General features: G+C 58.5%; 27 protein-coding genes and 1 pseudogene. 16 read left to right on the top strand and 12 right to left on the bottom strand.

Going from position 1 to position 23,749, the window contains the following annotated elements:
- Nucleotide 1: 1 nt before the first annotated feature.
- Both BM235_RS23780 and BM235_RS23775 read right to left on the bottom strand, forming a co-directional pair.
- Nucleotides 2-940, bottom strand: coding sequence for an NADP-dependent oxidoreductase (locus tag BM235_RS23780; RefSeq protein ID WP_090116740.1), 939 nt, complete (start codon nt 938-940; stop codon nt 2-4).
- A gap of 27 nt (nt 941-967) precedes the next feature.
- The gene (locus BM235_RS23775) at nt 968-1,438 is read right to left on the bottom strand and encodes a MarR family winged helix-turn-helix transcriptional regulator (protein ID WP_090116739.1); all 471 of its coding nucleotides are present in this window, start codon (nt 1,436-1,438) and stop codon (nt 968-970) included.
- A gap of 241 nt (nt 1,439-1,679) precedes the next feature.
- On the opposite strand from BM235_RS23775, the pseudogene BM235_RS33005 reads away from it, so the two are divergent.
- Nucleotides 1,680-2,072, top strand: a pseudogene (locus tag BM235_RS33005) (N-acetyltransferase family protein); the annotation flags it as partial.
- 24 nt (nt 2,073-2,096) lie between these two features.
- Entirely contained in the window at nt 2,097-3,299 is a 1,203-nt protein-coding gene (locus BM235_RS23770) for a hypothetical protein (RefSeq protein ID WP_255374574.1), read from the top strand.
- A gap of 84 nt (nt 3,300-3,383) precedes the next feature.
- Here BM235_RS23770 and BM235_RS23765 read toward each other — a convergent pair whose 3' ends face one another.
- Nucleotides 3,384-3,749 carry a winged helix-turn-helix transcriptional regulator gene (locus BM235_RS23765; RefSeq protein WP_090116737.1) on the bottom strand — a complete coding sequence of 122 codons (366 nt, stop codon included), beginning with the start codon at nt 3,747-3,749 and terminating at the stop codon, nt 3,384-3,386.
- 136 nt (nt 3,750-3,885) lie between these two features.
- Between BM235_RS23765 and BM235_RS23760 the strand changes: the two genes are divergently transcribed.
- The 8 genes from BM235_RS23760 (at nt 3,886) to BM235_RS23725 (ending at nt 10,550) form a co-directional block, all read left to right on the top strand.
- Nucleotides 3,886-4,614, top strand: a complete 729-nt coding sequence (locus tag BM235_RS23760; protein WP_090116736.1) for an NAD(P)-dependent oxidoreductase — start codon at nt 3,886-3,888, stop codon at nt 4,612-4,614.
- Between the two features lie 20 nt (nt 4,615-4,634).
- Nucleotides 4,635-5,084, top strand: a complete 450-nt coding sequence (locus BM235_RS23755) for a DUF2269 family protein (RefSeq protein ID WP_090116735.1) — start codon at nt 4,635-4,637, stop codon at nt 5,082-5,084.
- 277 nt (nt 5,085-5,361) lie between these two features.
- Nucleotides 5,362-6,048 (top strand): Crp/Fnr family transcriptional regulator, encoded by a 687-nt coding sequence (locus tag BM235_RS23750; protein ID WP_090116734.1) that lies wholly within the window; start codon nt 5,362-5,364, stop codon nt 6,046-6,048.
- A gap of 30 nt (nt 6,049-6,078) precedes the next feature.
- On the top strand, nt 6,079-6,918 hold the full coding sequence (locus BM235_RS23745) for an ABC transporter ATP-binding protein (RefSeq protein WP_090116733.1): 840 nt from the start codon (nt 6,079-6,081) through the stop codon (nt 6,916-6,918).
- A complete protein-coding gene (locus BM235_RS23740; RefSeq protein ID WP_090116732.1) occupies nt 6,851-7,615 on the top strand; it encodes an ABC transporter permease in 765 nt (254 codons plus the stop codon). The genes BM235_RS23745 and BM235_RS23740 overlap by 68 nt, the downstream gene beginning before the upstream one ends.
- Before the next feature lie 27 nt (nt 7,616-7,642).
- Nucleotides 7,643-8,701, top strand: coding sequence for an ABC transporter substrate-binding protein (locus BM235_RS23735; protein WP_090116731.1), 1,059 nt, complete (start codon nt 7,643-7,645; stop codon nt 8,699-8,701).
- A 24-nt stretch (nt 8,702-8,725) separates the two neighbouring features.
- Complete coding sequence (locus BM235_RS23730; protein WP_255374558.1) at nt 8,726-9,655, top strand: MBL fold metallo-hydrolase; 930 nt, start codon at nt 8,726-8,728, stop codon at nt 9,653-9,655.
- A gap of 91 nt (nt 9,656-9,746) precedes the next feature.
- Nucleotides 9,747-10,550: an alpha/beta fold hydrolase gene (locus BM235_RS23725; RefSeq protein WP_090116729.1), complete on the top strand. Its 804-nt coding sequence runs from the start codon at nt 9,747-9,749 to the stop codon at nt 10,548-10,550.
- Nucleotides 10,551-10,575: 25 nt separating this feature from the next.
- Here BM235_RS23725 and BM235_RS23720 read toward each other — a convergent pair whose 3' ends face one another.
- Nucleotides 10,576-10,956 carry a MerR family transcriptional regulator gene (locus tag BM235_RS23720; RefSeq protein ID WP_090116728.1) on the bottom strand — a complete coding sequence of 127 codons (381 nt, stop codon included), beginning with the start codon at nt 10,954-10,956 and terminating at the stop codon, nt 10,576-10,578.
- A 91-nt stretch (nt 10,957-11,047) separates the two neighbouring features.
- Between BM235_RS23720 and BM235_RS23715 the strand changes: the two genes are divergently transcribed.
- The 4 genes from BM235_RS23715 (at nt 11,048) to BM235_RS32700 (ending at nt 13,922) form a co-directional block, all read left to right on the top strand.
- The gene (locus BM235_RS23715; protein ID WP_090116727.1) at nt 11,048-11,878 is read left to right on the top strand and encodes an SDR family oxidoreductase; all 831 of its coding nucleotides are present in this window, start codon (nt 11,048-11,050) and stop codon (nt 11,876-11,878) included.
- A 250-nt stretch (nt 11,879-12,128) separates the two neighbouring features.
- Entirely contained in the window at nt 12,129-12,635 is a 507-nt protein-coding gene (locus BM235_RS23710) for a spore coat protein (RefSeq protein WP_304441420.1), read from the top strand.
- Between the two features lie 209 nt (nt 12,636-12,844).
- Nucleotides 12,845-13,432 carry a uracil-DNA glycosylase gene (locus tag BM235_RS23705; RefSeq protein ID WP_090116725.1) on the top strand — a complete coding sequence of 196 codons (588 nt, stop codon included), beginning with the start codon at nt 12,845-12,847 and terminating at the stop codon, nt 13,430-13,432.
- Nucleotides 13,433-13,763: 331 nt separating this feature from the next.
- Nucleotides 13,764-13,922, top strand: coding sequence for a hypothetical protein (locus BM235_RS32700; RefSeq protein WP_255374557.1), 159 nt, complete (start codon nt 13,764-13,766; stop codon nt 13,920-13,922).
- Between the two features lie 97 nt (nt 13,923-14,019).
- Here BM235_RS32700 and BM235_RS32160 read toward each other — a convergent pair whose 3' ends face one another.
- The 7 genes from BM235_RS32160 to BM235_RS23665 form a co-directional block, all read right to left on the bottom strand.
- Nucleotides 14,020-14,724 (bottom strand): PsbP-related protein, encoded by a 705-nt coding sequence (locus BM235_RS32160; protein ID WP_110468991.1) that lies wholly within the window; start codon nt 14,722-14,724, stop codon nt 14,020-14,022.
- Between the two features lie 212 nt (nt 14,725-14,936).
- Complete coding sequence (locus BM235_RS23690; protein WP_090116724.1) at nt 14,937-15,806, bottom strand: metallophosphoesterase family protein; 870 nt, start codon at nt 15,804-15,806, stop codon at nt 14,937-14,939.
- Between the two features lie 26 nt (nt 15,807-15,832).
- Nucleotides 15,833-16,174 carry a DMT family transporter gene (locus BM235_RS23685; RefSeq protein ID WP_090116723.1) on the bottom strand — a complete coding sequence of 114 codons (342 nt, stop codon included), beginning with the start codon at nt 16,172-16,174 and terminating at the stop codon, nt 15,833-15,835.
- Nucleotides 16,171-16,965, bottom strand: coding sequence for an HAD family hydrolase (locus BM235_RS23680; RefSeq protein ID WP_090116722.1), 795 nt, complete (start codon nt 16,963-16,965; stop codon nt 16,171-16,173). The genes BM235_RS23685 and BM235_RS23680 overlap by 4 nt, the downstream gene beginning before the upstream one ends.
- Before the next feature lie 11 nt (nt 16,966-16,976).
- Entirely contained in the window at nt 16,977-18,362 is a 1,386-nt protein-coding gene (locus BM235_RS23675; protein ID WP_090116721.1) for an ABC transporter substrate-binding protein, read from the bottom strand.
- Nucleotides 18,363-18,437: 75 nt separating this feature from the next.
- Complete coding sequence (locus tag BM235_RS23670) at nt 18,438-19,280, bottom strand: carbohydrate ABC transporter permease (protein ID WP_090116720.1); 843 nt, start codon at nt 19,278-19,280, stop codon at nt 18,438-18,440.
- A 28-nt stretch (nt 19,281-19,308) separates the two neighbouring features.
- Nucleotides 19,309-20,190: a carbohydrate ABC transporter permease gene (locus tag BM235_RS23665; RefSeq protein ID WP_090116719.1), complete on the bottom strand. Its 882-nt coding sequence runs from the start codon at nt 20,188-20,190 to the stop codon at nt 19,309-19,311.
- A 262-nt stretch (nt 20,191-20,452) separates the two neighbouring features.
- Here BM235_RS23665 and BM235_RS23660 point away from each other — a divergent pair, with 262 nt between their 5' ends.
- Complete coding sequence (locus BM235_RS23660) at nt 20,453-20,980, top strand: GbsR/MarR family transcriptional regulator (RefSeq protein ID WP_090116883.1); 528 nt, start codon at nt 20,453-20,455, stop codon at nt 20,978-20,980.
- 374 nt (nt 20,981-21,354) lie between these two features.
- Nucleotides 21,355-21,534 carry a hypothetical protein gene (locus BM235_RS23655; protein ID WP_177244274.1) on the top strand — a complete coding sequence of 60 codons (180 nt, stop codon included), beginning with the start codon at nt 21,355-21,357 and terminating at the stop codon, nt 21,532-21,534.
- Here the strand turns inward: BM235_RS23655 and BM235_RS23650 are convergent.
- Nucleotides 21,531-23,561, bottom strand: coding sequence for a Na+/H+ antiporter (locus tag BM235_RS23650; protein ID WP_090116882.1), 2,031 nt, complete (start codon nt 23,559-23,561; stop codon nt 21,531-21,533). The two genes, BM235_RS23655 and BM235_RS23650, sit on opposite strands and share 4 nt — an antisense overlap.
- Nucleotides 23,562-23,749: the final 188 nt, after the last annotated feature.

Here is a 23,749-nt window from a genome sequence, read left to right as displayed (position 1 = left end):
GTTAGACGGCGCCGGCTTTCAGCAAAATTCTTCCCCGTCCATGTCTGGCTTCGCTTTTCTCCAGCGCCTGATTCGCCTGGCTTAACGGGAAGACGGAATCGATCTCCGCCTTAATCGTGTCTTCGGCCATCAGGTCCATTAAGCGCTGCAAGTCCTCGCGGGTAGGGAACTTGGTGTTGAATTTTGTGGAGACGCCATGCTTCCGGGCGTTTTCCTCGGATGGATCCTGCGTCAGGGAGACGAAGATGCCGCCTTTTTTCAGCACGGACCAGGACCTGGTCTCCGTCTCTCCGCCGACCGAGTCGACGACCAAGTCCGCTTCCTTGACGACGTCCTCGAAGCGGGTCGTCGTATAATCGATGACTTGATCCGCGCCGAGCGACTTCACGAAGTCCAGGTTAGCGGTCGAAGCCGTGGCGACCACGGTCGCGCCCTTCCACTTGGCCAGCTGAACGGCAAACTGTCCGACGCCGCCTGCCGCCGCATGAATGAGAACCGTTTGCCCGGGCTGGAGCTCGCCTTCCGTGAACAGCGCCTTCCAGGCGGCTTCCGCTCCTGCTTTAATCGTCGCCGCCTCCTCGAAGTCGAGGCCTTCGGGCAATTTCATCAGATCTTGGACTTTTGCCACGCCGTATTCGGCATAAGCGCCTCTGATCATACCGAATACGCGGTCGCCGGGCTTGAAGTCCGTCGTGCCTGCTCCGACCTCCTCGATCACGCCTGAAGCGTAGAATCCAGGAATGTAGGGCATTGTGACGGGAAAAACGCTTTGAAGCCAGCCGTTGCGAATCTTGAAGTCAAGCGGAATGACCGCGGCGTACGCGATGCGAACGAGCGCTTCGTCCGCTTGCGCTTCCGGCCGCTCGACCGTTTCTACCTTTAAAACGTCCGGACCGCCGTATTCCTGGACCCGAATGGCTTGCATCGTTTGGTTAGACATGTTCATCTCTCCTCTTGATTTTGTAGTTTAATCCTCGAGCGCAGCCGTGATTTTTTTGGCCAACGCCACGAATTGCGCTTGTTCCTCATCGCTTAGATTCACGATCGTCATCTCGTCGATCTTGCTCCACGCTTGATTGACTTTCGATTCGTAGCCCCGCCCCGCCTGGGTGAGCGATACGACGGTGACGCGTTTATCCTCATCGGAGCGGCTGCAGGCGACGAGTCCCGCGTCTTCCAGTCGACGAACGGACTTGGCGATGGTCGAATGGTCGAGGCGCAGCGATCTGGAGAGGCTGTTCTGAGATTGGCCGTCTCGGTGCCACAGCTGCATCAGTACGAGTTCCTGTCCCGGATATAAGCCTGCTTCCCGAAGCAGCTGCCCCGCTACGCGATGATGGGAGCGCGCAAGGCTGAAGATCGAGAAGCTGACGGGAAATCGGGTGACCGCGCTTATCTCATTCTCGATAGCATCGTCATGGTTGCCGCTGTTCTTCAAATTTGTTTTTCCTCCATTTATGTGGTCGTCAACATATTCCTGTACTTAAGATAGCATGCAGATATGTTGCCGTCAACATAAATTATGTTGCCGACAACATAAGCTTCGATTTATTTCATGAATCGGCATGGTATCGCGTTATATGGTAAAAAGGAAGGAAGGTATTTGAAACAGCGAAAGCACGGTCGAGCAGGACACCGAGATCCGATGTATAAAGAGACTTAAATGTTAGGGGAACGATATGATGCCTGCTGACTTGATCATTCGCAATGCGGTCGCGGAGGATATCCATGCGCTGCGCGACGTATTTCTCCGCGCGTCGCTCGTCAATGAGGACGGGAGCGATCTCATGGCCGCTCATCCCGAATGGTTCGTATGGGACGACGCGATGCTGCCCTTCGCGCGAGTCGCCGTCGTCGGCGAGCGGGTCGTCGGCTTCGCCTCGGCGCGTCCGGACGACGGCTTTCTCGAGCTCGAGGATCTGTTCACCGATCCCGACTGGATGCGCCAAGGCGTCGCGAGCGCGCTGGTCGCCGACATTGCGCGTCGCGGCTTACGCATCGAGGTGTCCGCCAACCCGCTAGCTTTAGGTTTTTACGAATCGGCGGGCTTCGTCGTCGTCGGGGTTGCCGGGACCGAAGGCGGACCCGTGCCGCGGATGTGCCTCGATGCTCGACCGCCTGCCGGTTCGATCCGAGGAGAGGGCCGTTACTCCATCGACTTGACGGGTCCGGGCAGTCACACGCTTGTCTTAGAGAGAGGCGTAGGCAGTCTATCGATCGGACCGTCGCACTTGGGGAAGAAGGCGGATCTCCACGTCGCGCCCGACGCGCGCATCGATTGGACCGTATTCGATACCTTCTCGACGCCGGCGGGCTCTCCCTGGCCGCGATATCTGCACTATGCAGGAAGCGACGCGGGCTTCTTCGACTGGGCGCAAAGACGTCCCATCGAAGAGATGACGTGGACGCCCCTACTGCCTGCAGACATGGAGGTGGATGCGAGCCGGTCCAAACTGAACGGCCTGCATATCCAAATAGAGCCTTACGGCGGGCGGCTAACCCTGAAGCTTCCGAAGGGGCTTAACCATCTGAGCGTGTCCGGCGATCTGTCGCGCTTCTCGGCCACCGGCGACATGCCGGCTTCTCTGACGATAGCGCCGCACACCGGCAGGCGCAGGAGCGATCCACCCTTCTTATTCCCCGACCTAGGCGAGCTGCATCAAGTACCTAGCTTGGCGCTGCAGAACGCGCCGCTGGGACAGCCCATCTCGCTTGCGTGTCTGAGCCGATTCCCGAACCTCGTCTCGCTCCGACTATGGGGGAATTTCTGCGACATGAACTTGTTGGCTCGGCATAACCGATTGACGAGCCTGGAGCTGCGCTTCATGCCGGAACTGGAGGATTTGCCGTCCTTGCAAGCGTGGGCGTCGCTGGACAGCTTTATCGCCTACAATGTGGAGGAAGCCGCGGGCAAGCGTCTGAGGCAGGAGATCAAAATACGCGCCAAAACCCGTCCGTGGACCGGACATGCTTCCGTGAGCCAATTGCGCAAGCCCGAGTGGTGGACGACCGAGTTCGGACGACCGTTCTCGTCATGGTCCAAGCGCCTAGCCAAGCTGGCTAACGAAGCTTATGACCTTGCGCAGGCCAATCTAACGCAGGCCCGCAGCTTAGCCGAGGCCGAATCGATTATTACCGCCTTCGCCGCGCGGTTCAATACGCTAAAAGGGATCGAAACCACCGAACGGGAGGATCTGGGCGAAGCCGTGTGGCAGCTTAGCCAGTCGGATCATCTGATCGGCCGGCCGATCGCCGAGGAGATGGCCCGGCGCTGGTTCGATTCGGCGCGCCAATACTGATTGAATCCAAGCACGGATCAAGGGGCATTAAAAAAGGACTCTCCTGCGACAGGAGGGTCCTTCAGTTTGCCGTTATGAGTGACGCTAAACATTCGCTATGGCCTGGGCAGTCGGCCTCGAGCTCAACCGATTATGGTTTTCCCCCCACGCGCACATCGTTTCTAGTACCGGAACCATCGTTTTCCCATAATCGCTTAGCATGTACTCCACTTTTGGAGGAACCGAAGGATAAATCGTCCGCGTCACCAGCTTGTCGGCTTCCAGCTCCCTCAAGTGCTGCGCGAGCATCTTCTGGGTCACTTCGGGAATCAGCTTCTCCAACTCGCTGAATCGTCTGGTGGAATCCAGCAGGTGCCACAGGATCAATGGCTTCCACTTCCCGCCCAACAAATGAATCACCGTTTCGATGGGGCATTTCCTCTCCGCCGCTGTCTCTGCGTTCGTTTCCATGCCAACCCTCCTCAGCCATGCTTACTTTCGAGTAAGTGCCCTACAAAAAAGTGGGTTCTTACCAAGATTTTATGTCTCATGATAGGCTGGAGTCAATTCGATGGGAAAATCAGTTAAGGAAAGAGGGAGACGGACAATGAGGATCATTGTTTTCGGAGCGACGGGAAATACGGGGAAAAGAGTGCTTGCGCAAGGCGTTCGAATGGGGCATCGAATGACCGCCTTCGTGCGCAACCCTGAAAAGCTGCATGAGCAGCAAGACGGACGGATCGCCCAGCAAGTAAACGTGATCGTACAGGATATGATGGATCCGGGGAGCGTCTTTGCGGCGCTGGCGCATCAAGACGTTGCCGTGCTCGCCGCCGGGCATGCGGGCCAGGGAGAGGATTTTGTCCGTATCGTCGACAGCATCGTCAGCCAATGCGAGCGTCAGCCTCAGTTTTCGGGACGCGTATGGATGATGGGAGGGGCCGGGCTGCTCGGTATTCCGCATACCGATCGCATTGGCAACGATCTGCCGGGTTTTCCGCCGGCGTTCCAATATCACAACCGCAACTTGGACCGGCTGCGGCGGACCGGACTGGATTGGTCCGTGATGTGCCCGGGAACGATGGTCGATTCAATGGCCGATTCGGCGCAGGTTCGTCTGCATGTCGCTACGGAAGTTTTGCCTTTACCGTTTTCCGAGACGATACGGGAGCTATCCGAGGTCGAGTTGGCGGGCCACTTATTCAGCCGGCTTCAGGAACTGGACGTCGCCTATGAGGATGTCGCGAACTGCATGCTGAACCATCTGGAGCTCGCCGGGCCGTATAAAGGAAAAAGGGTGGGTCTCGCTTATCGAAACGAGGAGCCGGTTCGTTAATCGGGGAAGGAGTTGATCGCATGTTCGCCACGCTGCTTGTTTTGCATATATTCGCCGCGATCGCGGTGATCGGTTCGGCCTTTTTCATGCCTATTATCCGCAGATCGGCCAAAACCGCCGCCCAGCTTCGCTTTGTTTTCGATGCAACGACCACGGTTGCTTGGTTTTCTAAAATCGGCGCCGCGGTTCTCGTGTTGACCGGTATCTGGCTAATGGTCATGGCCGAAGCGGGGTTCACTCAAATGTGGCTGAACCTCTCCATCTTATTATCGCTGGTCTTAGCCGTCACGATTGGCGGACTGATCGAGCCGCGCATCAAACGGATCGCTCAAATCGCGTCCAAAAGCCAAGGTCAGGAATTACCCGCCGATATCGGGCTAGCGATGCGGAAGCTCGTGCCCTTGGAGACGACTGTCCAACTGCTGACCCTGGCCGTAACCGTGCTGATGGTCGTTAAGCCGATGTTCTGAACCTAGATGTTGCCTGGGCAACGGGGATCGTACTAGGGAGAAGTTAACCGGATTGATAGAGTAAAAACACATACGCTGATGGAATAACGGTTGTCTCAAAGGCCTTACAGGCCTTGGGGACAACCTTTTTTTGTCTCCGGTGTCCTCTGCGAGAAAAAAACCACAACCCATCTCCAATTTTGTCGGCCAGCCGACAGTTTTTGTTTTAAACTATAAATATAATCATAAATACCGATAAGCTAACTATGAATTCGCGAAGCAGCCGGAGAGGGGCGCAATGACGGTGAACCAAGAGGGGACTTCTTCCTATTCGGAAGGAACCGCGGCGGATAACGGCGAAGCCGAGCAGCTCGCGCTAGCGAAGCTCTTCGAGGAATTCGGCGCTTCCCGGGACGTGAAGAAGAACGCCTTTATCTTCAGGAGCGAGGAGGACAGCCAGGAGATCTACTTCGTCCGGGACGGGTTGGTGAAAATCTCGCAGTTCGCGCAGGAGGGCCAGAGCATCACCTTGTTCCTGCGGCATAAGGGCGAGGTATTCGGCGCGGCCGAGGTGCTGACGGGGCAGAAGAGGCAGCGATATGCCCGGTGCATCACGGACAGCCGCATTCTCTCGATCCCGTCCTCCTCCTTTACCGAACTTCTCAAGCAGCATCCGGATGCCCTCTACGCGTTAACGGTGGCCAACGCCCGACGGCTGCTGCAGACGCAGCGCTACGTGGAGACGCTCATCTCGCGGCCGGTTGCCTGGCGGCTGGCGCAGCTGCTCCTGCAGCTCGGCGTTCGCGCGGGGAGGGAGACGGTCGTCACGCTTCCGCTGAGCCATGAGGAAATCTCCTATGTCATCGGCTGCAGCAGGCAGACGGTGACCGAGACGCTTGGCCGGTGGCGGGACGAAGGCATCATTCGCTATGAGAAAAAGCAGGTCGTTATTTTCGATACGGATGCTTTCGGGCAGCGTTTATAACGATACGAAAAGCCATGGGGGTGGCGGAGCATGATCCGGTTAGAAGGAGTCGGCAAGACGTTCGCGCAGCGGGGCGGAGCAGGCTACACCGCATTGGATGACATCGCCTTCGAGGTCGGGAAGGGAGAGTTCGTCTCGATCCTCGGCCCTTCGGGCTGCGGCAAGTCCACGCTGCTGAATCTGGTGGCGGGATTGGAGCGGGCGGATCGCGGCCGCGTCGAAGCGAACGGCAAGATCGTCACGGCTCCCGGGCCCGACCGGATCGTCGTGTTCCAGGACCACGCCCTGTACCCTTGGCTCACCGTGCTGGAGAACGTCGCATTCGGTCTCAAGCAGAAGGGGATCAAGAAGAAGGAGCGCCGCGAGCGGGCCATGGAGCAGATCCGGACCGTGCATCTGGGCAAGTTCGCGGACCGCTACCCCCATGAGCTGTCGGGCGGGATGAAGCAGCGGGTGGCGATCGCGCGGGCGCTCGTCATGGACCCGGAGATTCTGCTCATGGACGAGCCGTTCGCCGCGCTGGACGAGCAGACGAGGCTGCTGCTGCACAAGGAGCTGGAGCAGATCTGGCTGAACACGCGCAAGACGATTTTGTTTATCACGCATAACATCCGGGAGGCGGTCACGCTGTCGGAGCGGGTGCTCGTCATGTCCACCCGGCCGGGACGGATCAAAAAGGAGTTTCGCGTACAGGCGGCGCGGCCGCGGGAGCCCGGCGATTCCGTGCTGCACCATATCGAGAGTCAGATCATGGATACGTTGGCCGCCGAACTGGAAAAGGTGGCGAAGGAGGAATACGGCGATGACTACGCTTTGGAGAAAAGCCCTCTTTCTCCTTCTGCTGCTCATAATCTGGGAGACGGCATATAGAACGATGCACTGGGGCTGGCGCTTCCCGTCGGCGCTGCAGACGATGCGGACGTTCTACGACGGGATGGCGGACGGCCAGCTGCTCACGGCGACGCTTGGCAGCTTGAGGCGGATCCTCGTTGCGTTCGCCCTGTCGTGCGTCATCGGCATCATGCTCGGCGTCCTGTTCGCCCGGAGCCGGCTGCTGGACGAGACGTTCGGCTTTGTCGTCGTCGCGCTGCAGACGGTACCGAGCATTGCCTGGCTGCCTTTTGCGATCATCTGGTTCGGGCTGAACGACTTCGCCGTCGTGTTCATCACGACGATCGGGGCGACTTGGACGATGACGATCGCGAGCCGGAGCGGGATCAAGAACATCCCGCCGATCTATCTGAAGTCGGCGCAGATGTTCGGGACGGGCCGCGGATTCCGGCTCTTCTACCAGGTGATGGTCCCCGCCGCGATCCCGCAGCTCATCACGGGCATGCGAATGGCTTGGGCGTTCGCCTGGCGGGCGCTCGTCTCCGGCGAGCTCATCGCGCGCGGCGTCGGGCTGGGCCAACTGCTGGAGGAAGGACGCAGTCTCGGCGACACTTCCCTCATGCTCTGCATCGTGCTCGTCATCGCGATCCTCGGCACGATCTCCGACCACCTCGTATTCAAGCGGATCGAGGACCGGATCCTGCTTCAATACGGTCTGAACACGGCCAAGACGTAAACTTATTTAAGAAAAGGGGAGTCATCCATGTTCAAAAAGGCAATTCATTCGCGTTTTTTGATCGTCCTCATGCTGATGCTGACGTTGACGCTGCTGTCCGCCTGCGGCGCTTCCGATACGGGGAGCGACGGAAACGCCAAGTCGGCCGATCCGGTCACGGTGAAGATCGGCTTGCTTAAGAACGTGACCCATGCGCCGGCTTTCGTCTCGATTAAGAAGGGCTATCTGCAAGACCGTCTCGGCGCGAACGTGAAGATCGAAGTACAGGGCTTCAACAACGGCTCGGACTTCTCGACCGCGATGGCCACAGGCGAGATCGATATCGGTTATGTGGGCCCAAGCCCGGTCATCAACCAATACGTCAGGAGCAAGAACATCAAGATCGTGTCCGGCGCGAACAACGGCGGGGCCGTGCTCGTGGCGAGGAAGGGCGCCGGCGTGACGAGCGTCAAGGACTTGGCGGGCAAGCTGGTCGCCGTCCCGACCAAGGGGAGCACGAACGAGATCTCGCTCCGCCTGCTGCTTCAGGAGCAGGGCATGAAGGTGACGACGGACAAGAGCGGGGTGCAGATCATCGCGATGGCGCCGGCGGACACGCTGACGGCCATGAAGCAGGGCCAGGTCGACGCGGCGCTATTGCCTGAGCCTTGGGGCACGCAGATCGCGAACGAAGGCATCGGCGAGATCGCCGTGGACTGGGATCAGGTTCCGCCCAACAAGGGGAACTATCCGCTCACGATCATCGTCGCAAGCGACGGCTTCCTGAAGGCGCATCGGGATCTGGCGAAGTCCGTGCTCCTCGCCAACGAGGACGCCATCCAATTCATCCAGGGCCATCCGGACGACACGTATGCGCTGGTCAGCGACGAGCTGAAAGAACTGACCGGCAAGGGCTTGGACGCCGAACTCATCAAAGCTGCGCTATCGCACCTCAGCCTCACGACGAACATCGACCAGGACGCCTTGCAGGCCATGGCTCAGGTCGCGGTCGATGCGGGCTACATCAAGGACGTCGGCGCGGACGGCCTGGATCTGACCGGTCTGTACGACCTGTCGCTGCTGAAGGAGACGCAGGAAGGCAAATAGACGAACGAAGAGAGGATGACAGCGATGACAGAGACGTATATTCAGCCGCAGGAGAATCTGCGCCCGGACTACCACCCGAACCTGACCGTCGTTCTGCTCGGAACGGGTTCCCCCCGCGCCTTCTACGGGCGAGCGAAGCCCGGCGTCGCGGTGCTTGCGGGAGACAAGGCGTTCCTCGTCGATTGCGGGGGCGCCGCGGTGGACCAGCTGGTCAAAGCGGGCGTCATGCCTCAGCGGATATCCGACGTCTTGTTCACCCATCATCATTACGATCACAACGGCGGATTTTTCGACGTGTTCATCACGAGCTGGCGCACTCATATTACCGCCGAACGGGTCTTTGAAGGCCGCTCGGTGCCCATGCAGGTGTACGGGCCGGAGACGACGAAGGCGATCATCGGCAAAATGCGGGAGTCCTTCGAGTTCGACGTCAAGCTCCGAATCAGCTATAACCTGTCGGACGAAGCTGGCTCGCGAATCGAGTATACGGAGTGCAACGAAGGCGTCGTCTACGACAAAGACGGCATCCGGATTACCGCCTTCGAAGTGGACCATCGCCCGGTCTATCCGGCCATCGCCTATAAGTTCGAGTATAACGGCAAGACGGTCGTAATCTCCGGCGATACGATACCCGTGGCGAGCATGGAGAAGCAGGCGGCCGGAGCGGATCTGCTGGTCCACGAAGCTTACAACAAGCCTTGGCTGGACGATTTGATCGCGCGATATCCGCAGCACGAGAAGGCGTTGTCGAACCCGGCCAAGTATCATACGACGACGCTTGAGGCGGCGCGGATCGCGCAGCGGGCGGGGGTCAAGCATCTCGTGCTGACGCATCATATCCCGGCGCCGGAGGCGAATTCCGCGGCGGAGCAAGCGTACGTCGAGGGAATGAGCGATATTTACGCCGGTCCGATTACGGTCGGCCGGGACTTGATGGCCTTCGAATTAAAGTAGCGGACAACCTCCGTTTACGGCTGGGGCAGCGGTACCTCTCTCTCGCACTGGGCATAAGCTGATAAATGCTAATCCGAGAGGGTGTTTGTGCATGTATCCTTATTACCCGGAAACCGTCCGCTTTCCCTGTCTTGACTATCGGAACGGGCCTCCCGCACAGCAGCGGCTTACCTTCGTGCTCGTGCATGGCTCTTGGGCCGACGCTCGCTTCTGGGACGATATAGCGGCGGCGCTGCGCAGGAACGGGCATGTCGTCTATACGCCGGAATATGCCGGGCACGGGGGAGATCCGAACAAAAAGGTCACGCATGCGATGATCACGAAGTCTGTCGTCGACTTTATAACGAAGCTGAACTTGCGGGATATCGTTCTCGTCGGGCACAGCTTCGGCGGAACGGTCATTCAGAAGGCGGCCGAACAGGTACCTGCGCGCATCAAGCGTCTCGTCTTTTGGGACGCCTTCGTATTGAAGGACGGCGAATCGCTGGCGGACGAGGTGCCGCCCCAAACGAGGCAAGGCTTCGAGCAGCTCAGGGCAAGCTCGAAGGACGATACGATTATGCTTCCGTTCCCGCTGTTCCGGGATTCGTTCGTGAATACGGCTACCTTGGACGTAGCCCAATGGATCTACGCAAGCGTCGCTCCGGAGCCGGCCATGCCGCTCTTCGAGAAGCTGGATCTTAAAGCGTTCTATGCGCTGCCAACACCCAAAAGCTATGTGTATTTCTATCAAGACAACGTATTGCCGCAAGGAGAGGGCTTCGGCTGGAATCCGCATATGTCCACGCGGCTCGGTATGTTCCGGCTGATCGTCGGCGATGGGGACCACATGACGGATTCGCGCACAAGGCCGGCTATGGTGGCGCAAAAGCTGTACGAGGCGGGACGGGACTGATCGTCGACGGCCAGCGCCGCCGGAGTCAACGATGCTCCTTTCCGGGACCGTTCTGCAAGGCGACTTTGTATTCCAGCATCCGGTTAAGCGTGGCCAGCACTTGATCGTATTCTTCCTTCTTGCGCTCGATTTCTTTGATTTTGGATAAGACCCACTCGATCCCCTGCTGCGTGGTCGTCGTGTTCGTATCCAGACCCAGCAGGATTTGTTTCAGTTCCGTTAGCGAACAACCGACGCTTTGAAATCTTTTGACCAGCGTCAGACGTTCGATCGCTTCGTCGGAATAATGGCGATAGTTGTTTTGATCCCTTTCGACGTGACGTTCGTCCAGCAGCCCTTCCTTTTCGTAATAACGAATGGTGTGAACCGATAATCCCATCCTGTCGGCGAGTTCCTGGATTTTCATGCGCGACGCTCCTTATCGACGGCTTGCCTTAGAGTTTACTCTATAGTTTACAGTAGAGCCGTGAGTATCAAAAGCCTAAGGAGAGATCAGGATGCGAATTTTCGTCACGGGAGCAACGGGGTATATCGGTTCGGCCGTCGTCAGCGAGTTGATTGGGGCGGGTCATCAGGTCGTCGGCTTGACGCGTTCGGAGCGCGGCGCCGCAGCGCTGGTGGCAGCGGGAGCCGAGGCGCATACGGGAACGCTTGAAGATCTGGACAGCCTTCGGAGCGGAGCCGCAGCTGCGGACGGCGTCATTCACCTGGCGTTCAGGCACGACTTCTCCGACTTCGCCGGTTCGCTCGGCATGGATCTCCGTGCCGTCGAAGCGATGGGCGCGGCGCTCAAGGGCTCCGGCAAGCCGTTCGTCATTACGGCGCACGCGAACGGGGAAGCGTCGGAAAATGCCGCGTTGGCGCTGGTGGAGCAAGACGTACGGGCATCGATCGTGTCGCTTGCGCCGACCGTACACGGCGAGAGCGACAAGGGCTTCGTACCGAGACTGATCGACATCGCCCGCGAAAAAGGCGTATCTGCCTTTATCGGCGACGGCACCAACCGTTGGCCGGCCGTACACCGTTTGGATGCGGCGTCTCTATTCCGCTTGGCCGTGGAGTCCGCTCCGGCAGGCGCGCGGCTGGACGGCGTACACGACGAGGGCGTGCCGTTCCGCGACATCGCAAGCATCATCGGCAAGCGCCTGAACGTGCCAGTAGTCAGCATCTCGCGCGAAGAAGCGAACGCCCACTTCGGCTTCCTGGGGATGCTGGCATCGCTCGACATCCCGAGGTCGAGCGCGCAGACGCAGGCGCTTCTAGGATGGCGTCCGGTATACGCCGCGCTCATCCCGGATCTGGAGCAGGGGCATTATTTCTCGAAGTGAATATTTCGCATATTTTTAATCGCGCAAAATCGGCAAGCATTTTTTTCGGTTTATCGGCGCTCGCGGATACCGTGTGCGGGATTCCGACGTCGTCGAGGCATATCGGAATTCCGTTCAGAGGGCGCTTACGGAAGACGAGCTGCTAGTCATCGAAGAATTCGCGAGTTATTAGGGCTTTCTGGGCGGACAACATACTTATCTAGGCAATCGGGCATACAGTATCCCATTCAATGCGATGGAGGTAACCCGATTGTACGAAAACCAAAGGCAGACACAACCCCAAGCCCAGCACCTGGCGTGGCACGAGACGATGGAGCTGCACGAGACGGTCGCTTTCCAATCGAATCATCTGATGGCGTTCAAAATGCATATCGCGGAAGTGAAGGACGCCGGACTCCGGCAGCTGTATCATGAGACGATTCGCTCGCTGGAGCAAAACCTGAAGGAGCTGCTTCCCTATTACCAGGCGGCTCCGACAAGCGAGCTGCGTACCGGGACGGACGACAAAACGGCTTTCTTCGCGGCGCATCTGCTGCTTTTCGCCAAGACCGCCGTTCGCAACTACGCGATCGCTATCACGGAGACGGCAACGCCCTCGCTGCGCGATACGCTCGTGAAGCAGCTGAATCAGGCGATCCAGCTGCACTACAAGGTGTTCGCCTTTATGCAAAGCAAAGGCCTTTACCCTGCTTACGATCTGAAGCTGCTTCTGGCCAGCGATCAGAAGAACGCGGCCGAGGCGTTAAAAATGAAATAAACAAAGCGCCCACGCATGGCGGCCATCCGGCCGCCTTTTTTGTCGTCAACCAATGCCGTCATCGCTTATTGGATCGTATTGAGGCAGCCATCGCTCCACGCTAGCTAGAAGGAGATCCATACCGAACTTAGAGCGAAGCGGGCCAGGTTTGGGAGTCCATGGATGGGCATAATGGATGCATCGACTGTGCGAGGACGGAGCTGCGCCGTATGGAAACGAATCGCCCCTATGTGATCCTGCCTGAAGAACGGGTGCCCGAAGGCATCGAGAACTGCCAGCTTTGCGAGCTGTCCAAGCAGCGGACCCGCGTCGTATGGGGAGAAGGCAGCCCGGGCGCGCCGATCATGATGATTCTGGACAATCCCGGCGCGAGGGAGGACCGGGAAGGCCATGCGTTTCTTTGCGGCACTCGGGAGACGCTCCAACTGGGCATGCGGGAAGCGGGTATCGATACGAGCGACGTATTTGTGAGCTATCTGCTGAAATGCCGGCCGCTGCGCGCCTACAATAAGCCGGAGGCTAGAGTGGCTTGCCTTCCCCATCTGCAGATGCAGATCATGCAGAAGCGCCCGCTTGTCTTGTTTGGATTCGGCAATGTCGTCTCCGAAGCGTTGTTGCCGGATCTCGAGGATGCCAGTGTCAAGTCGCTCCGGGGCAGCTGGCTCGCGTACCAGGATACGCCCATCGGCTTCACCTATCATCCGCTTGCGGTCAGAAGGAGGCCCAATTTGATGAAGTTCTTCATCGAAGATTTGAAAGCCTTAAACGAGAAGCGAAAGGCGCGAATAGGGAAGTGATCGCGTGTCACGATTTTGCGGCGTGCCCGTACCTTGTCCGGGGCTTAGAATAAAATAAGAGCCAACAACCTTTCAGGGGTGTTTGCTTGGGTAAGAAGGACATTCAAGGCTGTCCTGCGCCTCAGAACATCACGTTGGCTCAACGTCTAAAGCCCCTCGCCGGCCGGACGGTCACGGTGTTCCAACCCGGTTTTCCGCAGCTGACGAGGACGACGGGCAAGCTCTCCAAAGTGACATCAGCCTCTTTTAAGGTGGGGTCGACGGTCGTGGATACCCAAACCTCTTTTTTGTAGTTCTCAACGAGCCAGTTAAAAGAACAAAGCCATTCGATGTGACGGCCATCGCGGAGGATATCGGCGAGCTTCACGGGAGACTCATCCGGGTCGGCAAAGATTTCGTCGAGTTTATCAAGATGCCGGGGCGGCGGGTGCCTACGCTGTTTCCGTTAAATCAGTTTACCGAAGTCGTTTGCGAAGGCGAAGAGGAGTAGGAACACGAACGACCCGCAAGGAGCGCGCACGAAGATCGAGTGCTCGCTTAGCGGGTCGTTTTATGACATTCGCTTATAAAAGTAAAATAGGAACAGATTAATAGAAAGTTAAAGAGCTCAAAATGTTTGCGGCTTGCTCGCCAAACTTATCGAACTTATCTTCGGTTGCGCTATAGGTAAATACATAGGCCTTACCGCCATTAATCATAACGGCTTGGCGCCAATAGAGATCGTGTTGGCCTTGCTGGCCTGTATAGTCGAGCAAAGCAACGTCGAGCCCATTATCGGCTTTGACCCGCTCGTCGTCAATGAATTCATAATTGGTGATGACCTGACCAAGTTGTTCCTTTGATAGCGTCATGTACTGATCCAAGTCGATGGCTTGTCCTCCCAGATCTTGTACAACGAGGTTTACGTTCTCTTGGAACGTGTCGTCAGCGCCCTCTGCAGGAGAGAGGAAGGCAACGGCGACGCCGGCGATATTATCGACTGGCGTCCAATCCTCGGGGTATTCAACGCTGATTTGGTTAGTATCGTCTTTGTACAGTTTGTAGCCCGACGTCGATGCGGCACCCGTACCGGCATCGGATGGACTCGCGCTGGGGCTTGCCGAGGGACTTGAACTCGGGCTCGCGATTGGGGAAGCGGAAGGGCTTGCACTTGGGCTTGCACTTTGGGAAACTGTTGCGGACGAAGTCGCATTCTCTTTTTCATTGGATCCGCCGCATGCGCTAAGCACCAGAGCCAAAGTCAGCGGCAAGGGTGCCAGCTTTGCGATGTGTCTTGTCATTCTCTTTTTCATTTCATAACCCCTCCATATATAAGCATCATTCGACATTTTCCCACATTTTAGGTTGTTCGTCAAAACCTTTTTTGTTATTTTTTTCATAAACTGTTTAGTTTGATAACGTCACTTCAACCCGATAACGAGAGTGAAGGCTTATGACGGATTATTTAAAGGCACCCTATCGGGTGCCTTTCGATTTGTTGTTATGTTAAACCGTATCGTAAACTCTAACTTTCACGAACGGAGATAACCGGTCCCAGAGACACCTCGTACTGCGCCGACCCCACCCACGTCCCCGTGGTGAAATCCCTGCCTTTCACGAGCACCCAATCTTCGTAGACTTCCACGTAGTAGCCCTGGCTGCCTTCTCTTCGTACATCCTCGTCCGTCCACAAGTAGGCGACGGATGCCGCATTGAACATGGCCGGGAGTCCGCCTTCTCCGCCCGCATGATTGCGCGGGGCTTCCATCTCCCAATGACCGTGACCGGTGAAAAGGAAGGTGCGCGGATACTTCGCCAGGATCGCCTTCAGCTCATCGTCTTGCGTCACGCCATACCACTTCTGCTCTTCCATCGATCCGGCCGTCGTGTTCATCAGCGGTTGGTGGAGAAAAACGAACGCCGGCTTGCCTGACTTTGCTGCTTCTTCTAGCTTGGCGTCCAGCCACTCAAGTTGCGCCTCCGACAGATCGCAAAACAGCTCCAGGCCCTGCTCGGTTCCGAGGAAAAAGAAAGCATAGCCTTCGATCCAGTGATCGTGGTAGGCGGCCGACATGCCCGTCGCGGCCAGGAAGCTGCCCAGGCGCGATTCCCAGATGCCCAGCCCTACGTCGTGATTGCCTGTCGCCATATAAATGGGAGGCAGCTTATCCTTATAAAGTCCGACGATCCGCCGCAGCTCTTCGTATTCTCCTGGAAACCCATGGTCGGTCACGTCCCCGGCATGCATGATGCCGACGCTGTCCGGCGCGCCGGCCGCGATGTCTTTCAAGGCCTGCTCGAAATTCCGGTTGTAGAGATGGTCCGGATCCGCCGTCACATGCGTATCGGTAATGACTTGAAACTCGATTAGCGGTTTGTTGCCGTCTTGCCTCATGATGGTCCCCCTTGCCGAATAAACGCTTAGTGTCCGTTTTTGCTGATGTTCAACCCGATGACGCCGACGATGATGATGCCGATCCATAGCATCGAGCTGAGCGGCAGTTTCTCTTGGAAAATCATGTAGCCCGCAATCGATATCAAGACGATGCCGATGCCGGACCAGATGGCGTATACGACCGCGACCTGCATGTACCCGAGCGCAAAGTTCAGACAAGTAAAGCTGATGCCATAGAACAGAAACATCAGCAGCGAAGGAACGAGACGCGTGAAGCTCTCCGACAGCTTCATCGAGATCGTGCCGGAGAGCTCGAACGCAATTGCCAAGCTTAGCAGGAGCCATCCCATGCTCGTCGCACCTTTCATGTCCGGCTGTCTTCCTTCGTGATGGATAGCTCCTGCAGGGTGGCGACGACCGCATCCGCGCCGTTCCCATCCGAGCGATCGGCCGATGAGCCGGGCTCGGCGATCAGAATCGCCGCGGCCGCTCCGGCTTCCTTGGCCATGCGCATATCGCCGGTGGTATCCCCGACGACCGCGAAGCGCCCGCTGCCAAGTCCCAGCCGCTCGCAAGCGAGCAGCGCCATATCGGGATAAGGCTTGCCTCGCTCGACCAGGTCCGTTCCCACAATCGCGTCGAATCGCTCCCGGATCCCGAGCCACGTCAGGTGCTTGAGGGCGGCTTCCGTCTCGTCCGCCGTCACGACGGCGAGCGGCACGCCCGCTTGGCGGCAATCCTCGAGGAAGTCCAGCACGCCTGGCAGCAAGCGGGCCGCGCGCGTCGCTTCGAGCCGCTCGTCCGCCGCAAGCTTGGCCTCCGCCGCGAGCGTCTTCGCCTCCGCCCAGGACAGGCCGGATCGGTAGCCGTGCCAAGCCAGAATCGCCAGCATCTCGTCTACGGTCCCCATGGCCAGCGGTCCGTTGCGATCGTAATCGACGACGGGGCCGCCGTCTTCCGAGCGGTTCGCCCCCCACAACTCGTCCAGATCGGCGCGGATCGGGGGCAGCGACCTCTCCTTAAGCGAAGCGGAGAACCGGGCGAGCAGCCGCTCGCTCCAGTTCCCCCACGTATAGATGAAGTCCAGCAGCGTCCCGTCCTTATCGAATAGAATACCGTCTACCCGATAGGACGCGCCCGCCGCGTGCAGAACCGCCATGCATGTTCCTCCTACTTGTTGATGCGGTCCAGCTCGCGCTGCGCGGTTTCCTTAGCCGCCTTGAGCGCTTGCGCAGCCGGCATATTCTTGATCTGGACGTTGTCCGCGGCCACCTTCAGCGCATCGGAGATCTTGCCGCCGGTCGGATCCGCGAACGGCGAGGAGCCGTGAGCCGCCTGTTTCAGCGGAATCGTGATCTGCGGATTCGTCTTGCCGAACTCCACGAAGGCCGGATCCTCCTGGGCGGACTGGCGCACCGCGATATAGCCGGTGTTCATCGACCAGAACGCCGTATTTTCCGCGCTCATGAAGTACTGGAACCACTTGAACGCCGCCGCTTGCTGCTCCGCGCTCGCCTTCGCCGGGATACCCGCCATGATCGCCTGGGCGACCGGCTTGCCGGAGCCGACGCCTTCCCAGCCGGGCTGTTCCATCGCGCCGACAACCTTGAAGTCGAGATCGCCTTGGTCGCCGCTGGAGCCCGTGTAGCCTGCCGCTTGACCCTTCATGACGTCGTCGATCGTCTTGTACCAGTACTCCCAGCCTTGGCCGCCGGAGTGAATGCGCATGATCTTGTCGTCATGAATCCACTTGCGGAACAGCTCCCACGTATCCACCCACTCCGGAGAGTCGATGAGCACCGTCTTGCCGTCGTCGCTCAGGATCTTGCCGCCCTTGCTAAGCACGGCGTCCATCATGTTGTCGTAGCCCCACATCGGCTCCCAGCCGTAGAACGTCGTTTTGCCGCCTTCCTTGACGGTCATCTTCTCGGCTGCCTTGGCCAGGACTTCCCAAGTCTTCAGATCCTCAGGCTTCAGGCCGGCCTTCTCCAGCGCGTCCTTGCGGTAATACATCACTTGCGTGGTGCCGTACATCGGCAGGAAGTATTGCTTGCCGTCCACCTTGCCTTGCTCGAGGAAGGTGGGGATGACGTCGTCCTTGTTAAAATCGGCGGACGCCGCGATCAGCTCGTCCAGGGAAGCGTAGTAGCCCTTGCGCGCCCAATCCACGTTCGACGACAGCACTGCGGCCGGCACGGTGCCGGAAGCGATCGCCGCTTGGAGCTTCTTCTCCGTCTCCGAATAGTCGCCTTGAACGACCGGCTTCACGATGACTTCTTGCTGCGAGGCATTGAACTTGTCGATAAGCGTCTGCATATTCTCGCCGAGCTTGCCGCCCAGGCCGTACCAGAACTCGATCGTGACCGGCTCCTTCGGCGTCTCTGCCGATGCCGGGCTCGTCTCGGACGCGGATGCCGAAGCGGGTGCCTCGGAGGATGGCGCTACGGAAGGCGATGCCGCCGATCCTGCATTGCCTGAATTGCTCGAGCCGCAAGCCGTCAAAGCCATGATCGTCGCAATTGCCAATCCCGCCGTCGTCTTTTTCATCGTTTTCATAAGTCGTTCTCTCCGCCTTTTCTTTGATATAGGTTCCTATCCGTTCTCTATGAATCTCTCGACAGATGGATTGCGTTATCCCTTGCTGGCACCGGCCGACAGGTTCACGCTCTGCATGATCGTCTTTTGCGTCAGCAGGAACAGAACAAGCAGCGGCAGGATCGTGAATGCGCTGGCGGCCATGATGAGCGGCCACTTGAGCCCGTATGCACCTCCTTGCACGAAGAAGCTTCGCAGGCCGGCCGACACGAGCTGCAGGTCCGGATTTTTGGTGATGAGCATCGGCCAGAAGTAGTTGTTGTACTGCTCGATAAAAGTGATGAGCGCCAGCACCGCAAAGGAAGAGCGGGCGAGCGGGAATACGATGGTCCACAAAATGCGCAAATGAGAGGCGCCGTCGATCTGCCCCGCTTCCACCAGCTCATGCGAGACTTGGAGGAACGCCTGGCGGACGAGGAAGATCGAGAAGATGCTGACGCAGTTCGAGAGAATAATGCCGGCATACGAGTCCAGCAGGCCCAGGTTGCTCAGCACGACATAGCCGGGCAGATAGACGGCGGTGACCGGCACCATGTAGCCGATGAGGATCAGCGCCGTAAACGCGTTCTTCAGCCGGAATGACATGTGCGTCATGGCATAAGCCATCATCCCGGAATTAATAATCTGAATGACGACGATCACCGAGGCGACCAAAATGCTGTTCCCCAGATAGCGGGCAAACGGGGCGGCGTCCCACGCATCGGCGAAGTTGCGCCAGAGCGGATCGTGCGGCCACAGCGTCGGGGGAAACTGCCAGATTTCATCGTTCGTCTTTAGCGCGCTCATCGCCATCCAGTAAAACGGAAAGGCCATGAGGAGCGCGGCTGCAGCGAGAAAAAGGTGCGAGAGCAGGCGGCGGACGCCGCTGCGTTGGTGCATCGATATCCCTGCCTTTCGGATTCGCGAATCAGGAGTAATGAACGGTGCGGCGGCCGATCCCGAACGATAGCAGGGAGAGCGCGACGCATCCGACGATGAGCAGAATGGCGACGGCGGAAGCCTCCCCGATCTGGAAAGCGTCAAAGGCCGACAAGTAGTAGAAGTAGAGCATCGTTCGCGTCGAGCCGGCCGGTCCGCCCTGCGTCAGTACGTTGATCTGGTCGTAAGCCTGCAGCGACGAGATCGTCAGGACGACGAACAGGAAAAAGGTCGTCGGCGAGATGAGCGGCAGCGTGACATGGCGGAACTTGTCCCAGCTGCTCGCGCCGTCGAGCTCGGCCGCTTCCAGGTAATCCGGCGGGACGTTGCCGATCGCCACCAGATAGAAGATCATGCTCCAGCCGGCGGATTTCCAGACGGTGACGAGGAGGACGCTGACGAGCGCCCAATTCGGATCCTCCAGCCAGCGAATCCCGGACAGGCCGAAGGCGTGCAGCGCGTTATTCGCGAGTCCGACGTCCGGCTCGTAGATCCAGGACCAGACGATGGAGACGGCCACGGTCGGCGTTACCCAAGGCGAGAAAATCAGCGTGCGATAGATCGCGCCGCCTTTTCGCTTGCCGCTTAGAAGCAGGGCAAGCCCTAGCCCCGCTGCCATGACCGGCAGCACGCTGCCGACGCAGAAGAGGAGCGTGACGCGAAGCGTCTGGTAGAACTCGGGATTTTCGAACAAGTACCGGTAGTTGTCGAGCCCGACGAACGTTTTGACCGGACTCATGAAGTCCCATTCGGTGAAGCTAAGGTAGATGACATAGCCGAGCGGGTAAAACCAGAATAGACTGAGCGGAATCATCGCCGGCAGCGTGAACAGCAGCGCTTTCCCCTCCGAGGCGAGCCTTGTCCGTCTCATGGCGTGGTCGGAGCCCCTCCTTTAATAGGATTCAAAAATCTCTTGATCTTCGATATAATAAGCGTTGAATGAAGCCGGATTGCCTGTCTGTTCAAAAATTATTGTACGTTCATTTGGGATTTCGATGGTTAAAGCTCGATCATGCGAGCATTAAATTTTCGTAAAATACGGCGGGTCAAACGCGAAAGGCGCGAGCCGGGCGGCGTGCGGAGGAGGAGGTTCGTTCGTGAAAAAAGCCAGCAGCAGCTTAAAAGAGCCGTCGATGCCCCGGGAGGCGATTCGTCATCAGGTGATCGACGCGATCGCGGAGACGATGGACTTGTACGGCGCGAACTATACGTTCGGGCAGCTATACGGGATCATGTACTTCGAGGATAAGCCGATGACGCTCGAGGACATGCAGGGCTACATGAGCATGAGCAAGAGCAACATGAGCTACGCCGTCCGGTCGCTTCTGGATTCCAAGATGGTGACCAAGCTGAAGGAAAAGGACGAACGGAAGGACCTGTACGCGGCCGAGACGGACTTCTTCCAGGCGTTCCGCAACTTCTTCGCCGCCAAGCTGCAGCGCGAGGTCGACGTGATGCGCGGCGCCATCGAGACGGCCATCCCGGAGCTGTCCGAGGTCATTCTGGACGCGGCGACGCCGGACGAAGAACGCAAGCTCTGCCTCCAGGACCTGCACAAGCTGAAGCACGCCGTCGGCTACTACGAATGGCTCCAGCGGTTCGTGAACGATCTTCGGGACGGGGCGTTTTTCGAAAAAGCCGACGGCTCGAGGCAAATCTAGCGTCGGATGAGCGTGTCCTGTGAACGACAAGAGTAGCTGGAGCACGCCGCCAAAGAGGCGCTGTAGAGCGTTACTTGGTCGGATATGCCGGGCGGCTGGGGCGAAGAGGCGCTGTAGAGCGTTACTTGGTCGGATATGCCGGGCGGCTGGGGCGAAGAGGCGCTGTGGAGCGTTACTTGAGTGGATATGGCGGTGGCTGGGGCGAAGAGGCGCTGTAGAGCGTTACTTGGGCGGATATGCCGGGTGAATGGACGAAGACATAACCGAACCACGCCGACTGTAGAACAAGAAAGACGCCTTTTCCCAAGGCGTCTTTCTTGTTGTACAGGAACCGGTATAATTTAGTAAGAAGCGTTAAACCGGGAGGGATTGTGTTGCAGCAGCGCTTTAACGACCTGATCAAGCACGATGTAAAGCCGTTTCTTGCCGAGCGCGGCTTCGCTAAAAAGAGTCTGAATTTCAGTAAAAGCGCGGACGGCCTCGTCCGCTGGGCCATTTTCGAAAATAAATACCGCGCGATCTTCAACAAATACGTCGTACCGTACGAAGACTAGTCGAGCGCCTCGCTCAAGAGCGTCGCTTCGCGCGTCCGAATCGTGCGGCGCAGCTTGTTGGCGACGTCGCGCGTGATTTCGTTTCGCTCGAACAGCGATTGCACCTCGTCCCGTTCGGCTTGAATGGCGATCCACTGCAGGTCGCGCCGCACTTCTTCGTCGCCTGCAGGGGGCTTCCCGAACGAGTACGGAGACGTCAATTTTGCCAGCATATGCTCGTATTGGCTCATGACGGCCGCCCTGGCATCGCACGTACGTTCCGTGCGGAGAGAGGAGAGCGCCGCTTCGCACGTTTGCACCTTCACGCCGCGGATCGCTTCCCGATCCGCCGGCGACAAGTCCCGTATCGCCTTGAACCGGGATTCTTGCTTGGTCAGCATCGCCTTCAGCTCCCGCAGCCAGAATTTCACCAGCAGCTTGAACAGATTCGTGCGTACCGACAATACCATCGACATCTGCTCCAGGTTGCTTTGGAACAGCACGGCTTGCGTCTCGGTGATCCGGTCTTCCCGCAGCAGCTTGTTCACCGTGCGCCGCTCCTCGTCGATCGCTTTAAGCCGCAGCTCCCGCTCTTCCAGGTCGTATTTTCCGTGCTGCATGCGACGCAAGTCCAATTCCGGATTTCTGCGCCAGCGCTCATAATCGGAGATGACGGACGCCGACTCGACTTCATTGTCTTCGGTCGTCGCGGAGTGGACGGCGCGGATGGCGGCGCCCATGATCAGCCGTTCTCCCTTGCGTTCCGCAGCCGCGAGCTCCGCTGCTCTATTCTGCGCAGGCTGCTGCGCGAACAGTGGCAGGAGGGCGCTCGCGGCGATTAGCGACAGCAGGATGACGACCGCCGACAGGAAGATGACGAGGCTTCGTTCGGGGAACGGCGCCCCGTTGTCCAGCAGCAGCGGGATCGAGAAGGCGCCGGCGAGCGTCACCGCGCCGCGCACGCCGGACAGGGCGGTCATCGCGAGCTTTCGGAACGAGACTTTGACGTTGGTTGCCGTCTTCTTGCCGATCCATCGACCGCCCCGAGAAAAGGCCAGCGCCCATAGAAAGCGAAGGACGAGCAGCATGAGGAAGATGATGACCGCGTAAGCGATCACCTCGCCGTTGTTCAGCGTCGGCTCTTGAAATACCTCGTTGAACACGCTCGGCAGCTGCAGGCCGAGAATGACGAACACAAGTCCGTTAAGAATGAAAACGATGACGGACCATGTGTTATCGGACAGCTCGTTGGACAAAGGCTTGATGCTGGACATCCGGTCGCGTTCGATCGCGTGCACGACGCCGCCGGCGACGGCGGCCAGGATGCCGGATACGCCAAGCTGCTCGGCGATCATATACAGCGCGAAGGGCGTCAAGAGGTGGATGAGCATATGCATCGTCTCGTCCTCGAGACCCGACCGGCGAAGCCATACCCGGATGCCGGAGACGAGCAGCGCCGTCACCGCGCCGACCGCGAGGCCGCCGATCGCGATGAAGAGGAAGCTGACGCTCGCGTTCGCCAACGAGAAGCTGCCGGTGAGCGCGGCGGCGATCGCGAACTTGAAGGCGACGAGACCCGACGCGTCGTTCATAAGCGCTTCGCCTTCGAGCAGGTGCATGAGGCTGTTCGGCAGCCGGATGCGGCCCGCCAAGCTGCCGACTGCGACGGCATCCGTCGGCGACAGGATGGCCGCAAGACCGAACGCGACGGGCAGCGGGATCGACGGGATCATCCAATGGATGGCATAGCCGATCAGGAACACGGTCGCGAACACCAAGCCGACGGCGAGCAGGAGTATGGGGACGCGCAGCTTCCATAGTTCGGCCCTCGACACGTGCTTGCCGTCGTTATACAGCAGCGGCGCGATGAACAGCACGAAGAACAGCTCGGGCTCGAGATGCATATGCAAGCCGGACGGGATGGCGGCGATGATGATGCCGAGCGCGATCTGCATGAGCGGCACGGGCACGAGCGGGAATTTGCCGCTCAGGATGTTGGATACGCCAACCAGCGCGAGTAGAATCAAGATCGTAAAAAATAATTCCATGGCGGCTCTGACCGTCTCCTTTTTCATGCAGCGTTCGTGGGACGATAACTGCGTGTAGCCTTCGAGTTACTTGGCATTATTATACTTCATCCAGGCGAACGCGGGAGAGCCGAAACTGCATGAATAACAAAACGAGTCATGCCAAGGCGCTGCCGAGGCTTGCTTTCGTCCCGTCCTGCAATATGATA

The organism is Cohnella sp. OV330 (genome assembly GCF_900112065.1).
In the GTDB taxonomy this organism is placed as follows: domain Bacteria; phylum Bacillota; class Bacilli; order Paenibacillales; family Paenibacillaceae; genus Cohnella.
The sequence above is the reverse complement of the archived record's forward strand: the minus strand, read 5'-3'. Positions and strand labels throughout refer to the sequence as shown.

Excerpts from the sequence above, each read along its gene's own strand:
- BM235_RS23780 (WP_090116740.1), bottom strand. The coding sequence starts at position 940 with ATGTCTAACCAAACGATGCAAGCCATTCGGGTCCAGGAATACGGCGGT.
- BM235_RS23770 (WP_255374574.1), top strand. The coding sequence starts at position 2,097 with ATGTGCCTCGATGCTCGACCGCCTGCCGGTTCGATCCGAGGAGAGGGC.
- BM235_RS23765 (WP_090116737.1), bottom strand. The coding sequence starts at position 3,749 with ATGGAAACGAACGCAGAGACAGCGGCGGAGAGGAAATGCCCCATCGAA.
- BM235_RS23760 (WP_090116736.1), top strand. The coding sequence starts at position 3,886 with ATGAGGATCATTGTTTTCGGAGCGACGGGAAATACGGGGAAAAGAGTG.
- BM235_RS23755 (WP_090116735.1), top strand. The coding sequence starts at position 4,635 with ATGTTCGCCACGCTGCTTGTTTTGCATATATTCGCCGCGATCGCGGTG.
- BM235_RS23750 (WP_090116734.1), top strand. The coding sequence starts at position 5,362 with ATGACGGTGAACCAAGAGGGGACTTCTTCCTATTCGGAAGGAACCGCG.
- BM235_RS23745 (WP_090116733.1), top strand. The coding sequence starts at position 6,079 with ATGATCCGGTTAGAAGGAGTCGGCAAGACGTTCGCGCAGCGGGGCGGA.
- BM235_RS23740 (WP_090116732.1), top strand. The coding sequence starts at position 6,851 with ATGACTACGCTTTGGAGAAAAGCCCTCTTTCTCCTTCTGCTGCTCATA.
- BM235_RS23735 (WP_090116731.1), top strand. The coding sequence starts at position 7,643 with ATGTTCAAAAAGGCAATTCATTCGCGTTTTTTGATCGTCCTCATGCTG.
- BM235_RS23730 (WP_255374558.1), top strand. The coding sequence starts at position 8,726 with ATGACAGAGACGTATATTCAGCCGCAGGAGAATCTGCGCCCGGACTAC.
- BM235_RS23725 (WP_090116729.1), top strand. The coding sequence starts at position 9,747 with ATGTATCCTTATTACCCGGAAACCGTCCGCTTTCCCTGTCTTGACTAT.
- BM235_RS23720 (WP_090116728.1), bottom strand. The coding sequence starts at position 10,956 with ATGAAAATCCAGGAACTCGCCGACAGGATGGGATTATCGGTTCACACC.
- BM235_RS23715 (WP_090116727.1), top strand. The coding sequence starts at position 11,048 with ATGCGAATTTTCGTCACGGGAGCAACGGGGTATATCGGTTCGGCCGTC.
- BM235_RS23705 (WP_090116725.1), top strand. The coding sequence starts at position 12,845 with ATGGAAACGAATCGCCCCTATGTGATCCTGCCTGAAGAACGGGTGCCC.
- BM235_RS32160 (WP_110468991.1), bottom strand. The coding sequence starts at position 14,724 with ATGAAAAAGAGAATGACAAGACACATCGCAAAGCTGGCACCCTTGCCG.
- BM235_RS23690 (WP_090116724.1), bottom strand. The coding sequence starts at position 15,806 with ATGAGGCAAGACGGCAACAAACCGCTAATCGAGTTTCAAGTCATTACC.
- BM235_RS23685 (WP_090116723.1), bottom strand. The coding sequence starts at position 16,174 with ATGAAAGGTGCGACGAGCATGGGATGGCTCCTGCTAAGCTTGGCAATT.
- BM235_RS23680 (WP_090116722.1), bottom strand. The coding sequence starts at position 16,965 with ATGGCGGTTCTGCACGCGGCGGGCGCGTCCTATCGGGTAGACGGTATT.
- BM235_RS23675 (WP_090116721.1), bottom strand. The coding sequence starts at position 18,362 with ATGAAAACGATGAAAAAGACGACGGCGGGATTGGCAATTGCGACGATC.
- BM235_RS23670 (WP_090116720.1), bottom strand. The coding sequence starts at position 19,280 with ATGCACCAACGCAGCGGCGTCCGCCGCCTGCTCTCGCACCTTTTTCTC.
- BM235_RS23665 (WP_090116719.1), bottom strand. The coding sequence starts at position 20,190 with ATGAGACGGACAAGGCTCGCCTCGGAGGGGAAAGCGCTGCTGTTCACG.
- BM235_RS23660 (WP_090116883.1), top strand. The coding sequence starts at position 20,453 with ATGCCCCGGGAGGCGATTCGTCATCAGGTGATCGACGCGATCGCGGAG.
- BM235_RS23650 (WP_090116882.1), bottom strand. The coding sequence starts at position 23,561 with ATGGAATTATTTTTTACGATCTTGATTCTACTCGCGCTGGTTGGCGTA.